The 14,914-nt window shown below is 63.3% G+C and carries 11 protein-coding genes and 1 pseudogene; all 12 read left to right on the forward strand.

Features of this window, described 5'->3' with window-relative positions:
* The first annotated feature begins 1 nt into the window (after nt 1).
* The 12 genes and pseudogenes from mraY (at nt 2) to X744_RS167365 (ending at nt 14,720) form a co-directional block, all read left to right on the forward strand.
* Nucleotides 2-1,084 carry a phospho-N-acetylmuramoyl-pentapeptide-transferase gene (mraY, locus tag X744_RS167415; RefSeq protein ID WP_023757007.1) on the forward strand — a complete coding sequence of 361 codons (1,083 nt, stop codon included), beginning with the start codon at nt 2-4 and terminating at the stop codon, nt 1,082-1,084.
* 8 nt (nt 1,085-1,092) lie between these two features.
* Nucleotides 1,093-2,493 carry a UDP-N-acetylmuramoyl-L-alanine--D-glutamate ligase gene (gene murD / locus X744_RS167410; protein ID WP_023757008.1) on the forward strand — a complete coding sequence of 467 codons (1,401 nt, stop codon included), beginning with the start codon at nt 1,093-1,095 and terminating at the stop codon, nt 2,491-2,493.
* Entirely contained in the window at nt 2,493-3,644 is a 1,152-nt protein-coding gene (gene ftsW / locus X744_RS167405; protein WP_023757009.1) for a putative lipid II flippase FtsW, read from the forward strand. Before murD ends, ftsW begins: the two co-directional genes overlap by 1 nt.
* Before the next feature lies 1 nt (nt 3,645).
* Nucleotides 3,646-4,773, forward strand: coding sequence for an undecaprenyldiphospho-muramoylpentapeptide beta-N-acetylglucosaminyltransferase (gene murG / locus X744_RS167400; RefSeq protein WP_023757010.1), 1,128 nt, complete (start codon nt 3,646-3,648; stop codon nt 4,771-4,773).
* Nucleotides 4,770-6,176, forward strand: a complete 1,407-nt coding sequence (gene murC / locus X744_RS167395; RefSeq protein ID WP_023757011.1) for a UDP-N-acetylmuramate--L-alanine ligase — start codon at nt 4,770-4,772, stop codon at nt 6,174-6,176. The genes murG and murC overlap by 4 nt, the downstream gene beginning before the upstream one ends.
* Complete coding sequence (gene murB, locus X744_RS167390; RefSeq protein WP_031259531.1) at nt 6,173-7,138, forward strand: UDP-N-acetylmuramate dehydrogenase; 966 nt, start codon at nt 6,173-6,175, stop codon at nt 7,136-7,138. The genes murC and murB overlap by 4 nt, the downstream gene beginning before the upstream one ends.
* 300 nt (nt 7,139-7,438) lie before the next feature.
* Nucleotides 7,439-8,365, forward strand: coding sequence for a D-alanine--D-alanine ligase (locus X744_RS167385; RefSeq protein ID WP_023757013.1), 927 nt, complete (start codon nt 7,439-7,441; stop codon nt 8,363-8,365).
* On the forward strand, nt 8,353-9,294 hold the full coding sequence (locus tag X744_RS167380; RefSeq protein ID WP_023757014.1) for a cell division protein FtsQ/DivIB: 942 nt from the start codon (nt 8,353-8,355) through the stop codon (nt 9,292-9,294). Before X744_RS167385 ends, X744_RS167380 begins: the two co-directional genes overlap by 13 nt.
* Nucleotides 9,291-10,598: a cell division protein FtsA gene (gene ftsA / locus X744_RS167375; RefSeq protein WP_023757015.1), complete on the forward strand. Its 1,308-nt coding sequence runs from the start codon at nt 9,291-9,293 to the stop codon at nt 10,596-10,598. The genes X744_RS167380 and ftsA overlap by 4 nt, the downstream gene beginning before the upstream one ends.
* A 66-nt stretch (nt 10,599-10,664) precedes the next feature.
* The gene (ftsZ, locus tag X744_RS167370; RefSeq protein WP_023757016.1) at nt 10,665-12,344 is read left to right on the forward strand and encodes a cell division protein FtsZ; all 1,680 of its coding nucleotides are present in this window, start codon (nt 10,665-10,667) and stop codon (nt 12,342-12,344) included.
* A 281-nt stretch (nt 12,345-12,625) separates the two neighbouring features.
* Nucleotides 12,626-13,586, forward strand: a pseudogene (gene lpxC / locus X744_RS01000000169130) (UDP-3-O-acyl-N-acetylglucosamine deacetylase).
* Between the two features lie 264 nt (nt 13,587-13,850).
* On the forward strand, nt 13,851-14,720 hold the full coding sequence (locus X744_RS167365; protein WP_023757017.1) for an outer membrane protein assembly factor BamD: 870 nt from the start codon (nt 13,851-13,853) through the stop codon (nt 14,718-14,720).
* The last annotated feature ends 194 nt before the right edge of the window (nt 14,721-14,914 follow it).

Genomic DNA, 14,914 nt, shown 5'->3' on the forward strand with positions numbered 1-14,914 from the left:
CATGTTCACATTACTCGTCGATTTTGCGGACAAGATCTCGGCCTTCAACGTCTTCCGCTACATCACCTTCCGCACCGGCGGGGCGTTGATCACGTCGGCGCTGATCGTCTTCATCTTCGGACCGACCATCATCAATTCGCTGCGCCTGCGGCAAGGCAAGGGCCAGCCGATCCGGGCTGACGGGCCGCAGACGCATTTCAAGAAGGCTGGTACGCCGACCATGGGCGGCCTGATGATCCTGTCCGGCATCATAGGCTCGTCGCTGCTGTGGGCGAACCTGTCGAGCATCTACGTCTGGGTGGTGCTGCTGGTGACTGTGGGCTTCGGCTCGATCGGCTTCTACGACGACTATCTCAAGGTGACCAAGCAGTCGCATCTCGGCTTTTCCGGCAAGGCGCGGCTGGCGCTCGAATTCGTCATCGCCGGCATTGCCGCATGGGTGATCATGCATAACGGCCAGGCGCCGTTCTCCTCGTCGCTGACATTTCCCTTCGCCAAGGAATTCATCGTCAATCTCGGCTGGTTCTTCATTCCGTTCTCCTGCTTCGTCATCGTCGGTGCCGGCAATGCGGTGAACCTGACCGACGGCCTGGACGGGCTGGCGATCGTGCCTATCATGATCGCGGCGGCCTCCTTCGGCGTCATCGCCTATCTCTCCGGCAACGCTGTCTTCGCCGAATATCTGCAGATCCATTTCGTGCCCGGCACCGGCGAACTGGCGGTCGTGCTTGGCGCGGTCATCGGTGCCGGCCTCGGCTTTCTCTGGTTCAACGCGCCACCGGCGGCGATCTTCATGGGCGACACCGGTTCGCTGGCCATGGGTGGCCTGATCGGCACCGTGGCGGTAGCCACCAAACACGAGATCGTGCTTGTCATCGTCGGCGGATTGTTCGTCGTGGAAATCCTGTCGGTCATCATCCAGGTCGGCTACTTCAAGATGACCGGCAAGCGGGTGTTCCTGATGGCGCCGATCCACCATCATTTCGAAAAGCTGGGCTGGACCGAAAGCCAGGTGGTGATCCGCTTCTGGATCATCGCCGTCATCCTGGCGCTGGTCGGCCTGTCAACCCTGAAGCTGAGATAGGAGTCCGCTTGATCCCCGCCGCATCCTTTTCAGGCAGGCGCGTTTCGCTCTTCGGGCTCGGTGGTTCGGGGATTGCGACGGCGCGCGCGCTTATCGAGGGCGGCGCGGATGTGCTGGCCTGGGACGACAATCCCGAAAGCGTCGCCAAGGCCGCCGCCACCGGGATTGCAACAGCCGATCTGCGCGGCGCCGACTGGGCGAAGTTCTCAGCCTTCGTGCTGTCGCCGGGTGTACCGCTGACGCATCCCAAGCCGCATTGGACGGTGGAGCTGGCGCGCGGTTCGGGTGTCGAGATCATCGGCGACATCGAGCTTTTCTGCCGAGAACGGATGCTCAAGGCGCCGATATCGCCCTTCATCGCCATCACCGGCACCAACGGCAAGTCGACGACGACCGCGCTGACGGCGCATATCCTGAAAGCGGCGGGACGAGACGCCCAGATGGGCGGCAACATCGGCCGCGCGGTGATGACGCTCGATCCGCCTGAGCCCGATCGGCACTATGTGGTCGAATGCTCGTCCTACCAGATCGACCTCGCGCCTTCGATCAACCCGACGGCCGGAATCCTGCTCAATCTAACCCCCGACCATCTCGACCGTCACGGCACCATGCAGCACTACGCCTCAATCAAGGAACGGCTGGTGGCCGGCAGCGAGACGGCAATCGTCGGCATCGACGATTCCTGGTGCGCGCAGATCGCCGAGCGGCTGGAGCGGGCGGGGCGGCATGTCATCCGGATTTCCAAGCGGCTGCCGCTGACCGACGGCTATTTCGCCGACGGCAGCTACCTGATGGAAGCTGTGCATGGCCGCTACAGCCGCGTCGCTTTCCTCGAAGGCATCGGCTCGCTGCGAGGCCAGCACAATGCGCAGAACGCGCTGGCTGCCGTCGCCGCCTGCCTCAAGGTCGGACTGGAGCTCGGCGAGATCCAGTCGGGGTTGGAGAGCTTTCCCGGCCTCGCCCATCGCATGGAGCAGGTCGGCCGCAAGGACCATGTGCTGTTCATCAACGATTCCAAGGCGACCAACGCCGATGCGGCGGCACCGGCGCTGTCCAGCTTTGCGCGCATCTACTGGATCGCCGGCGGCCTGCCCAAGGAAGGCGGCATCGAGCCGTTGCGCGGTTTCTTTCCGCGGATCGCCAAGGCCTATCTGATCGGCGAGGCCGCCCCCGCCTTTTCGGCGACGCTGGGTGAGGCCGTGCCCTACGAAATTTCAGGAACGCTGGCCGCGGCGGTCGAGCACGCCTCGCATGATGCGGCACTGGACGACAGCGGCGAGGCGGTGGTGCTGTTGTCGCCGGCCTGCGCCAGTTTCGACCAGTTCAAGAATTTCGAAGTCCGCGGCGAAGCCTTCAGGCAAGCTGCGTATGCTATCGAGGGCGTGAAACCCATTGGAGGGACACGATAATGCAAAGCCGTCTCGACAAAAGTCCGGTTGCGACCTGGTGGTGGACGATCGATCGCTGGTTCCTGGCGGCGTTCCTGTCGCTGATGGGGCTCGGCATCGTGCTGTCCTTTGCCGCCAGCCCGGCAGTGGCCGAACGCATCGGTCTCGACAGTTTCCACTTCGCCACCAGGCAGATCATCTTCACGGTGCCGGCGCTTGGCGTGATGCTGGCCGTGTCGTTCCTCGATTCCCGGCAGATCCGGCGCATGGCGCTGATCATGCTTTGCCTGATGCTGGTGCTGATGGTCGCGGTGCTCTATGTCGGCGTCGAGGTGAAGGGCGCGCGCCGCTGGGTGTCGCTTGCCGGCCTGTCCATCCAGCCCTCTGAATTTCTGAAACCCGCCTTCGTCATCATGTGCGCGTGGCTGTTTGCCGAGCACAAGCGCCAGCCCGACATTCCGGGCAATCTGTTCGCCATGCTGTTGCTGGTGCTGGTCGTGTCGCTGCTGGTGGCGCAACCAGACCTGGGCCAGACCATGCTGACGACCGGCACCTGGGGCATCATGTTCTTCATGGCGGGTCTGCCCTGGCTGTGGATCGTCGCGCTGGGTGCCGCCGGCGTCGGCGGTGTCTTTGCCGCCTATACGGTGTTTCCGCACGTTGCCTTGCGCATCGACAAGTTCCTCACCGGCGAAGGCGACACGTTCCAGGTCGACATGGGGCGCGAGGCGCTGATCAATGGCGGCTGGTTTGGCGTCGGTCCGGGCGAAGGCACCGTCAAGCGGGTCATCCCGGACAGCCATGCCGACTTCGTCTTCTCGGTCGCCGGCGAAGAATTCGGATTGATCATGTGCTTCTTCATCATGTCGATCTTCGCCTTCATCGTTTTGCGCGGCCTCAACACGGCGCTGAAGGAGCATGACGATTTCACCCGTTATGCGGTCGGTGGCCTCGTCACCGTGTTCGGCCTGCAGGCCGTCATCAACATGTGCGTCAACCTGCAGCTTGTGCCGGCCAAGGGCATGACGCTGCCGTTCATCTCCTATGGCGGCTCCTCGCAGATCGCGATCGCAATCTCGATGGGCATGGTGCTGGCTTTGACACGCAAGAGGCCGGAGAAGCGCAAGCAGATGGGCTTTGCGCTGCCGCAGCGCGCGCTGCCGGCGGAGTGATATGGCCAGAGGCATCATCCTTCTCGCGGCGGGCGGAACCGGTGGGCATCTTTTCCCGGCCGAAGCGCTGGCGCACGAGCTGAACGAGCGCGGCTGGTCGGTGCACCTGGCAACCGACGACCGTGCCGAACGGTTCGCCGGCCATTTTCCGGCCGCCGCCGTCCATCCGATCCAGTCGGCGACGATGGGTTCGAAAAATCCGTTTGCCCTGCTTGGCGCTTTCTGGAAAATCTGGCGCGGCGTGCGCCAGGCCTCCGCCATCATCGCCAGGATCAAGCCGGATGCCGTCGTCGGCTTCGGCGGCTACCCGACCCTGCCGCCGCTCTACGCGGCGACGCGGCGTAAGGTGCCGACGCTGATCCATGAGCAGAACGCGGTGATGGGCCGCGCCAACCGGGCGCTGGCCGGGCGTGTCGATGCGATCGCCGGCGGCTTCCTGCCGCAGGACACCAGTGCCGCCGGCGCCAAGACGGTGACGACGGGCAATCCGGTCAGGCCTGCCGTGCTGGAAGCGGCCAACACGCCCTATGCGGCGTCGGTCGGGGAACAGCCGTTCCGCCTGCTGGTGTTCGGCGGCAGCCAGGGCGCCCAGTTCTTTTCCGACGCCGTGCCGGGGGCGATTGCGCTGCTTTCCGATGCCCAGCGCAAGCGGCTGGTGATCACGCAGCAGGCGCGCGCGGATGACGTGGCGCGGGTCAAGGCTGCCTATGCCGCCCTCGGCGTAGCCGTCGAGGTTTCGCCGTTCTTCACCGACATGGCGGTACGCATGGCGGCGGCGCATCTGGTGATCTCGCGTTCCGGCGCTTCGACAGTCTCGGAGATCGCCGTTATCGGCCGGCCGGCACTGCTGGTGCCTTACCCGCACGCGCTCGACCACGACCAAGCGGCGAATGCAGCGGCCCTTGCCGCCGCCGGCGGTGGCGAAGTGCACCCGCAATCCTCGCTTTCGCCCGAACGCATCGCAGCCCTCGTCGGCGGGCTAATGGACGCCCCCGAGCGGCTGGCGGCGATGGCCGCGGGCGCGAAATCGGCGGGCAGGCCCGACGCGGCACGGTTGCTCGCCGATCTCACAGAGGCTATTGCGTCCAAAAAAGCCGTTTCGGATTTCAGGAAGGGGACGCAAGCATGAAGATGCCGCAGACCATAGGCCTTGTGCATTTCATCGGCATTGGCGGCATCGGCATGAGCGGCATCGCCGAAGTGCTGCACAATCTCGGCTACAAGGTGCAAGGCTCCGACCAGGCCGAGAGCGCCAATGTCCAGCGGCTGCGCGACAAGGGCATCGAATGCTTTGTCGGCCACAAGCCCGAAAACCTCGGCGATGCCGAGGTTGTGGTCGTCTCGACGGCAATCAAGAAATCCAATCCGGAACTCAAGGCCGCGCGCGAAAAGCTGCTGCCGATCGTGCGCCGGGCCGAGATGCTGGCCGAGCTGATGCGCTTCCGCCAGGCGGTGGCCATCGGCGGCACGCATGGCAAGACGACGACGACCTCGATGGTGGCGACCCTGCTCGATGCCGGCGGGCTCGATCCGACCGTCATCAATGGCGGCATCATCAATGCCTACGGCACCAACGCCCGCATGGGCGATGGTGAGTGGATGGTGGTGGAGGCCGACGAGAGCGACGGCACCTTCCTGAAGCTGCCGGCCGAGATCGCGGTCGTCACCAACATCGATCCCGAGCATCTCGATCACTATGGTAGCTTCGACAAAGTGCGCGAGGCGTTCCGCCAGTTCGTCGAAAACGTGCCGTTCTATGGTTTTGGCGTGATGTGCACCGATCATCCCGAGGTGCAGGCGCTGGTCAGCCGTATCGAGGACCGCCGCATCGTCACCTATGGCGAGAACGCGCAGGCCGATGTGCGCTTCACCAACCATCGCATGGCGGGTGCCATTTCGGAATTCGACGTGGTGATCCGCGACCGCAAGACCGGCGACCAGACGACGATAGCAGGCCTGCGCCTGCCGATGCCCGGCCGTCACAACGTCTCCAACGCGACCGCCGCGATCGCGGTCGCGCATCAGCTCGGCCTGTCGGCCGAGGCGATCAAGAGGGGCTTGTCGTCCTTCGCCGGCGTCAAGCGCCGCTTTACCCATACCGGCTCGTGGAACGGCGTGGACGTGTTCGACGATTACGGCCACCATCCGGTCGAGATCTCTGCGGTGCTGAAGGCGGCGCGCAGCGCCACCAAGGGGCGCGTCATCGCCATCGCCCAGCCGCATCGCTTCACCCGTCTGCATGATCTGTTCAACGAGTTTTCCGCCTGCTTCAACGACGCCGACACGGTGATGGTGGCGCCGGTCTATGCGGCCGGCGAGGAGCCGATCGAAGGCGTCAGCTCGGACGCGCTGGTGTCGCGCATCCGCGCCGGCGGCCATCGCGATGCGCGTTACATCGAGGGTCCGGTGGCGATTGCGCCCATCATCCGCGAGCTGGCCAAACCAGGCGATTTCGTGGTCTTCCTTGGCGCCGGCAACATCACCCAATGGGCCTATGCGTTGCCCAAGGAGCTTGGCGGGACCGTCTCATGATGCACGGCCAGGCCCTGATCGACAGACTTGGCGACCGGCTTGCCGGCTTGCGCGGGCGCGTCACGCCGAATGCCGAGATGGACAAGATCACCTGGTTCCGTGCGGGTGGTCTGGCGGAAGTGCTGTTCCAGCCGGCGGACGAAGAGGACCTTGCCACGTTCCTCAAAGCCGTTCCGGAGGAAATACCGCTGACCATCGTCGGCGTCGGATCCAACCTTCTGGTCCGTGACGGCGGCATTCCGGGCTTTGTCATCAGGCTTTCGGCCAAGGGGTTTGGCGAAGCGGAAGTCATTTCGCCAATCAGGATCAAGGCCGGCGCGGCCACGCCCGACAAGCGCGTCGCCGCGGTGGCGCTCGAGGCCGGCATTGGCGGGTTTCATTTCTACCATGGCATTCCGGGCGCCGTCGGCGGCGCACTGCGGATGAATGCCGGTGCCAATGGCGTCGAGACGCGCGAGCGCGTCGTCGAGGTGCGCGCGCTCGACCGCAAGGGCAATGTGCAGACGCTCAGCAATGCCGACATGGGCTACGCCTATCGTCATTCGGCGGCACCTGCCGGACTTATCTTTACCTCGGCCGTGTTGGAAGGCTTTGCCGAGGACAAGGCCGTGATCAAGGCAGCGATGGATGCCGTGCAGAACCACCGCGAGACCGTGCAGCCGATCCGCGAGAAGACCGGCGGCTCGACCTTCAAGAATCCGGAAGGCACGTCGGCCTGGAAGGAGATCGACAAGGCCGGCTGCCGCGGCCTGATGATCGGTGGTGCGCAGATGTCGCCGATGCATTGCAACTTCATGATCAACACGGGAACCGCGACCGGCTACGACCTTGAATATCTCGGCGAGACGGTGCGTACGCGGGTGCTGGAGAATTCCGGTATCCGGCTGCAATGGGAAATCAAGCGCATTGGCAATTTCCGGCCGGGACATGCCGTTCAGGAGTTTCTCGGACAGCTTCTTTAGCCCGCGTCGAACTTCATGTGACACATGAAGTTCGACGGTGCCAAAACGGCCCGCAACCGTTGCTCCGAAGACTCAACTGCACGCTTTTCGCATCATTTTCTCAGAAAGTGAATCTCTCGGAATCGTAAGTACTTGCCAGTGAATCAACTCTCTGATTCTCTGTTCGAAAGCGTTTCCTGATTTGAGTCGTTCGACGCGTCACCCGCGTTTTCCGTCTGGGGGGCAACCTGCCGGGAGACTCGGACTCAATGTTGCGGAAAATCTTGGTTTTTGGTCCGCCGTGAGAGGGGATACCGGGGAATGAAAAGCAAGCATGTGGCTGTCCTGCTGGGTGGTTTTTCGTCCGAGCGGCCCGTGTCTTTGTCTTCGGGAAAGGCTTGTGCTGATGCGCTCGAGCAGGAAGGCTACCCGGTCACCCGCGTCGATGTCGGGCGCGATGTCGGCTCCGTACTTGCCGAGCTCAAGCCCGATGTCGTCTTCAACGCGCTGCATGGTCCCTTTGGCGAGGACGGAACCGTCCAGGGCATCCTCGAGTATCTCGGCATTCCCTACACTCATTCCGGCGTGCTCGCCTCGGCTCTGGCCATGAACAAGGAGCAGGCCAAGCGGGTTGCCAAATCGGTCGGTATCCCGGTCGCTGAATCGAAGGTCGCCAGCCGCTTCGCCATTCAGAACAAGCACCCGATGAAGCCGCCCTATGTGGTCAAGCCGGTCAATGAAGGCTCGAGCTTCGGCGTCGTCATCGTGCATGAAGGTCAGTCGCATCCGCCGCAGGTGATCGGCTCTTCCGAATGGAAATATGGCGATACCGTCATGGTCGAGCGCTACATCCACGGCCGTGAGCTGACCTGTGCGGTGATGGGCGATGTGGCGCTGGGGGTCTGCGAGATCATCCCGACCGGCCATTCTTTCTACGACTATGATTCAAAATATGTCGCTGGGGGATCAAAGCACGAATGCCCCGCAAAAGTTTCACCGAATATTTACCAAAAAATACAAACACTGGCGCTTAAGGCTCACCAAGCGATCGGCTGTCGGGGCGTTTCCCGATCGGATTTCCGTTATGACGATCGGCATTCCGAAAACGGCGAGATTGTCTGGCTCGAGGTCAACACCCAGCCGGGTATGACGCCGACGTCCTTGGTGCCTGAAATCGCCGCCCAGGCCGGGCACTCGTTTGGCGATTTGTTAAGTTGGATGGTGGAGGACGCTTCGTGTCTGCGTTGAAATGGGGACAGGGTAAGGAGAGGAGCGCGGCCGAGCCGGCGCTGTTCGGCCTGCCGTTGTCATCAGGCCATTTCGTGCTGCCGCGCGTGCTTCGCCGCCCTGTGCGTATTCTGGCCCGTCTCGGTGTTGGGGAATTCCAGGCGCCGCGCTTTTCCGCGGCGATGATGTCGGCCGTGCTGATCGCCTCGAGCAGTGCCTACGGCGCCTATCTCGGAGGCCACGTCGACGGCATCGTCCAGAGCATCACCGCCCGCACCGGCTTTGCCGTCGACCAGGTCAAGGTGGTCGGCAATCGGCAGACCTCGGAGATCGATATCCTCGACAGGCTCGAACTCGACGGCTGGACGTCGCTGATCGGCTTCGATGCGGCGGCGGCGCGCGAGCGGATTTCCGGCCTGCCATGGATCGAGGTCGCGGCGGTGCGCAAGGTCTATCCGCACACGCTGGAAGTGCGTGTCGAGGAGCGCGCCGCCTTCGCGCTTTGGCAGCAGGGTGACGAGCTGTCCGTCATCGAGAGGAATGGCGCCGTGATCGCGCCGTTCTCGGGCGGCAAGCAGGTGCTGCTGCCGCTGCTGATCGGCACCGGCGCCCCGGCGAGCGCGCCCGACTTTCTGGCCAAGATCGAAAAATATCCCGATCTCGCGAGCCGGATCAAAGGCTATGTCCGCGTCGGAGAAAGGCGTTGGGACCTGAAGCTCGACAATGGCATCACCGTCAAGCTTCCCGAGGATGGCGAGGATCAGGCACTCGCCGAACTCGTCAAGATGGATCATGAGAAGGGCCTGTTGTCGCGCGATATCGCCGCCGTCGACATGCGTCTGACCGACCGGCTGGTCGTGCAGTTGACGCCCGAGGCGGCGACGCAGCGCGAAGCCGCACTCAACGAAAAGCCCAAGAGCCTTAAGCACAAGCCGGAGACGAAGATATGAGCTGGCTTGGCGGTCATGGCGATGCCTCGTCGCGCCGGTCCGGCACCCTGACGGTGCTGGATGTCGGTTCGAGCAAGGTCTGCTGCATGGTGGCCAAGCTGAAGCCGAGTGATGACGGCAAGCTGCTGCGTGGCCGCTCCCACCGGATCCAGGTGATCGGCATCGGCCATCAGAAATCGCAAGGCGTGAAGTCCGGCGTCGTCGTCGATCTCGATCGTGCCGAGCATGCCATCCGCCTTTCCGTCGATGCGGCCGAGCGCATGGCTGGCCTGACGGTCGATTCGCTGATCGTCAACATGACCGCCGGCCGGCTGAAGAGCGAAGCCTTCTCCGCCACCATCAACCTTGGCGGCCACGAGGCCGACGAGGCCGATATCAAGCGCGTTCTGGGCGCCGGCGCCAAGCAGGCGCTGAAGGCCGAACGCGAGGTGATCCATTCGCTACCCGTCGGCTTCTCGCTGGATGCAGAACGCGGCGTGCGCGATCCGCGCGGCATGGTCGGCGACGCACTCGGTGTCGACATGCATGTGCTGACCGGCGATGCCGCTCCGATGCGCAACCTGGAGCTTTCCATCAACCGTTCGCATCTATCGGTCGAGCGCATGGTGGCGACACCCTATGCCAGCGGCTTGGCGGCCCTGGTCGACGACGAACTGGAAATGGGCGCTGCCTGCATCGACATGGGTGGCGGCACGACGACGATCTCGGTGTTTTCGGAAGGCAAGTTCGTCCATGGCGATGCCATCGCCATCGGCGGCAACCATGTCACGCTTGACATGGCCAAGGGGCTTTCGACCTCGCTCGATGCCGCCGAACGGCTGAAGGTGATGCATGGTTCGGCGCTGCCCGGCAGCGCCGACGACCGCGACCTAGTCTCGATCCAGCCGATCGGCGACGATGGCGATGTGCCTTTGCAGATCCCGCGCTCGGTGATGACGCGCATCGTGCGCGCCCGCATCGACGAGACGCTGGAACTGCTGCGCGATCGGCTGAACAAGTCCGGCTACGGCAATGCGGTGGGCAAGCGTGTCGTTCTGACCGGCGGCGCCAGCCAGCTTGCCGGCCTGCCGGAGGCAGCGCGCCGCATCCTGGGGCGTAATGTGCGCATCGGCCGTCCGCTCGGCGTGGCCGGCCTGCCCGAAGCGGCGAAGGGGCCGGCGTTCTCGGCCGCGGTGGGGCTTCTGATCTACCCGCAGATGGCGAGCTTCGAGAGCCATCCGGCAAAAGGAATTTCCGGTCTCAGAATGACTGGAACGGGCGGAAAACTGCATCGCATGAGTCAGTGGTTGAGAGACAGTTTCTAATTGACGGGGACAGCCCCATAGGCGGCCGCGGCGGCGAAGCGGCGTGAAAGGCAAAGGACGGAGACAATGACCATCAATCTGCAAAAGCCGGACATCACCGAGCTTAAGCCGCGCATCACCGTGTTCGGTGTCGGCGGCGGCGGCGGCAATGCCGTCAACAACATGATCACCGCCGGGTTGCGCGGTGTCGAGTTCGTGGTGGCCAACACCGACGCGCAGGCGCTGACCATGTCGAAGGCAGGCCGCCTGATCCAGCTCGGCGCGCATGTCACCGAGGGCCTCGGCGCCGGCTCGCAGCCGGAAGTCGGCCGTGCGGCGGCGGAAGAGTGCATCGACGAGATCCTCGATCACTTGACCAACACCCATATGTGCTTCGTCACCGCCGGCATGGGCGGCGGCACCGGCACAGGTGCTGCTCCGGTCGTTGCCCGCGCAGCGCGCGAAAAGGGTATCCTCACCGTCGGCGTCGTCACCAAGCCGTTCCATTTCGAAGGCCAGCGCCGCATGAAGACAGCGGACTTCGGCATCGAGGAACTGCAGAAGTGCGTCGATACGCTGATCGTCATCCCCAACCAGAACCTGTTCCGGCTGGCCAATGACAAGACCACCTTCGCCGACGCCTTCGCCATGGCCGACCAGGTGCTCTATTCCGGTGTTGCCTGCATCACCGACCTGATGGTCAAGGAAGGCCTGATCAATCTCGACTTCGCCGACGTGCGCTCCGTCATGCGCGAGATGGGCAAGGCGATGATGGGCACCGGCGAAGCTTCGGGTGAGGGCCGTGCGATGGCCGCCGCCGAAGCGGCGATTGCCAACCCGCTTCTCGACGAGACCTCGATGAAGGGCGCAAAGGGCCTGCTGATCTCGATCACCGGCGGCCGCGACCTGACGCTGTTCGAAGTCGATGAGGCCGCAACCCGTATCCGCGAGGAAGTCGACCAGGACGCCAACATCATCCTGGGCGCCACCTTCGACGAGGAACTCGAGGGCGTCATCCGCGTCTCGGTGGTTGCTACCGGCATCGACAAGTCGGCGGCTGAAATCGCCGCGGCGCCGATCTCGATCCGCACGGCGCCTCCGAAGCCGGCCAGCCGCCCGGCCGTTGCCGCACCGGAAAGCCGCCCGGCTCCGGTCCAGCAGACCGCGTACGAACCGCGTGCCATCGACCCGGTCGCCGAAGCCATCCAGTTGGCCGAGGCAAATGCCGCGGCCATGGCACAGGCGCGTCCGGCTCCGGTCGCTCACGCCGAAGATTTCCGCCCGCAGAGCAAGATCTTCCAGGCGCCGCCAGCACAGCCGATGCCGCAGCCGGTGGTCCAGCAGATGCAGCCGGCTCCGCAGCCGCGCGAGATGCTACGCGAAGCCCCGCAGCCGGTTGCCATGGCGCCGCAGCGCATGCCGCGCGTCGAGGACTTTCCGCCCGTCGTCAAGGCCGAGGTGGATGCCAAGAGCCGCCCGGCCGACCACGAGAACAACAGCGGACCGATGGGCCTGCTGAAGCGCCTGACCAACGGACTGACCCGCCGCGAAGAAGAGCCTGCACGGCTGCAGCCGGCGCAGCCACGCGAACCCAAGCTGCGCCAGGCCGCACCCGAAGTGCGCCGTCTTGCCAGCCAGGACGCGCAGCTCTACGCACCGCGCCGCGGCCAGCTCGACGACCAGGGCCGCCTGACACCGCAGGTGAGGGCGACTCAGGAAGACGATCAGCTGGAGATTCCGGCGTTCCTGCGCCGCCAGGCCAACTGATTGGTAAACGGACTGTAATAGTTGTTAACAGGCAAGCGAGGAATCGCTTGCCTGTTAACGTTTTAAATGATGTGATTTCAATAACTTACAAAGTCGCGTCTATCCCGGTTCGCGGTTACACAGAGTAAGAAACCGTGATTTGGAGTCTCCCTGCACGAACACTATCTTCGCTGCCTACCATCGTCGGTTTGCCGGGATTTCGGGGGAAGTTGCCCTGCTTGCCGATTCACACAAGAGCCGCGCCCTCGGGCTGGAGAAGCGGACCTAGGCATTACGGGCTTATGGGGATTGTTTTGCACGACTATCAGACGACATTGAAGACGCGCGCGTCGCTTACCGGCACCGGCGTCCACAGCGGCAAGGAAGTTTCCATCAGCTTCGTGCCGGCGGATGCCGACACCGGCATCATTTTCCAGCTTTTCAACGGTGCAGAGCAGGGCAGCGAGTTTCGCGCCGTGGTCTCGGAAGTCGGCGCCACCGACCTGTGCACCATGCTTGGTGATCCCGCCGGCGAGCACATCGCCACGGTAGAGCACATCATGGCGGCGCTGTTCGGGCTCGGCATCGACAATGTCGCCATCGAGATCNATCGAGATCGACGGTTCCGAGGTTCCGATCTTCGATGGCAGCGCCATGGCGTTTGTCGAAGCCATCGACCAGGCGGGCATCGAGACGCTTACCGTCAAGCGTCGCTATATCAGGATCATCAAGCCTGTGCGCATCGAGAACGGCGCCTCCTGGGCAGAGTTCAGGCCCTATGACGGCACCCGTTTCGAGATCGAGATCGACTTCGAAAGCCCGGCAATCGGCCGTCAGCTGTTCGCGTCCGACCTCAATGCCGATATTTTCCGCCGCGACATCGCGCGCGCCCGCACCTTCGGCTTCATGAAGGACGTCGAGCGGTTGTGGGCTGCCGGCTATGCGCTCGGCTCCTCGCTGGAGAACTCGCTGGTGATCGGTGACGACAACCGCGTCATCAACATGGGCGGCCTGCGCTATCCCAACGAATTCGTGCGCCACAAGACACTGGACGCCGTGGGCGACCTGGCGCTGGCCGGCGCCCGCTTCATCGGCTGCTTCCGCTCCTATCGCGGCGGCCACAGGATGAATGCCGCGGCACTGCGCCGCCTGCTGTCCGACCGCACTGCTTTCGAGATCGTCGAGACGACACGCCGCGAGCGTGGCCGCAGTGCCGAAATGAATGCCGTCAACGCGCCGCTCTATGCGCCCTGGATGATCTGATTTTCTTCATTTCTTTCAAGTCCCATGGCGGGCGGCCGGTGTTGCAGGAATGCATCACCTGTCGGTGAAATTGCACTGATGTTCAAGCTGTGTCTGGCCGCCATAAAAATGTGCGATTGGCCGGAGATAGCGTTGCCGGGCAAGGCGGTAATGGTTTATGGCTGCTGCCGTCGATTAGTGCATGCCGCTCAAAAGTGGGGACCAGTTTTGAGACAACGGCATGCAGCAGACATTTAAATAACGCCGAAAGGGCGGAATCCAATCATGTTCTTCAAGCGAGTCGGTCAATCGAAAGCGCCGCAGAGGGCTGTTTTCCTGGCGCTTTCGGTGGTTGTTCCATCGCTCTTCCTGTCGGCCTGCATGTCGTCGGAGAAAGACATCGACCTGTCGACCTATGTCGACCAGACCGAACCGGCCGATGTTCTCTACAATCAGGGCCTTGCCAACCTCAACGCCGGACGCCTTCAAGAGGCGAGCCGCAAGTTCGACGCTGTCGACCGCCAGCATCCCTATTCGGAGTGGGCCCGCAAATCGATGGTGATGGGCGCTTTCGCCGACTATCGCCAGGGCAATTACGACGAGGCGATCGGCTCGGCCAAGCGCTATCTCACGCTCTATCCGTCGACCGACGACGCGGCTTACGCGCAGTACATCATCGGCTTGAGCTACTACCGCCAGATCAAGGACGTGACGCAAGACCAGAAGGAAGCGCGTCAGACCGTGCAGACGATGCAGGATCTGGTGACGCGCTGGCCGACATCGGAATATGTCGACGACGCCAAGGAAAAGATCCGCTTCGCCAACGATCAGCTGGCCGGCAAGGAGATGCAGATCGGCCGCTACTATCTCGAACGCCGTGAATACATCGCCGCCGTCAAGCGCTTCCGCACCGTGGTGGAGAATTATTCCAACACGCGCCATGTCGAGGAGGCACTCGCCCGCCTGACCGAAAGCTATTATGCGATGGGCCTGACCTCCGAGGCGCAGACCGCCGCTGCCGTGCTCGGTACCAACTACCCCGACAGCTCGTGGTACAAGGACTCCTACAAGCTCTTGCAGAGCAATGGGCTTGCACCGCGCGAAAATGCCGGCTCGTGGATATCCAAGGCCGGGAAGATGATCACCGGCGCCTGACCCTAAGCAGACTTCGCGGATTTCGCCTACGCGCCGTCCGCTTGGTTTTCCTGGTTTGTCGCGGGTTGTTGTCGCAAAACCGCAAGGCACTTTTGAGTAACCTGCTTGGAGCCATTCGGACCGAAGCGTGCATGGCGCTTTTTCGGATTGATCCGGTGCTCAAACAAAAAGATAGTGCGCTGCGACTGCAAATG

The sequence above is a fragment of the Mesorhizobium sp. LNHC252B00 genome (genome assembly GCF_000502955.1).
GTDB lineage: Bacteria > Pseudomonadota > Alphaproteobacteria > Rhizobiales > Rhizobiaceae > Mesorhizobium.

Coding starts and splice junctions, on each gene's coding strand:
- murG (WP_023757010.1), top strand. CDS start 3,646: ATGGCCAGAGGCATCATCCTTCTCGCGGCGGGCGGAACCGGTGGGCAT.
- X744_RS167365 (WP_023757017.1), top strand. CDS start 13,851: ATGTTCTTCAAGCGAGTCGGTCAATCGAAAGCGCCGCAGAGGGCTGTT.
- murB (WP_031259531.1), top strand. CDS start 6,173: ATGATGCACGGCCAGGCCCTGATCGACAGACTTGGCGACCGGCTTGCC.
- murC (WP_023757011.1), top strand. CDS start 4,770: ATGAAGATGCCGCAGACCATAGGCCTTGTGCATTTCATCGGCATTGGC.
- ftsA (WP_023757015.1), top strand. CDS start 9,291: ATGAGCTGGCTTGGCGGTCATGGCGATGCCTCGTCGCGCCGGTCCGGC.
- ftsW (WP_023757009.1), top strand. CDS start 2,493: ATGCAAAGCCGTCTCGACAAAAGTCCGGTTGCGACCTGGTGGTGGACG.
- ftsZ (WP_023757016.1), top strand. CDS start 10,665: ATGACCATCAATCTGCAAAAGCCGGACATCACCGAGCTTAAGCCGCGC.
- mraY (WP_023757007.1), top strand. CDS start 2: ATGTTCACATTACTCGTCGATTTTGCGGACAAGATCTCGGCCTTCAAC.
- X744_RS167385 (WP_023757013.1), top strand. CDS start 7,439: ATGAAAAGCAAGCATGTGGCTGTCCTGCTGGGTGGTTTTTCGTCCGAG.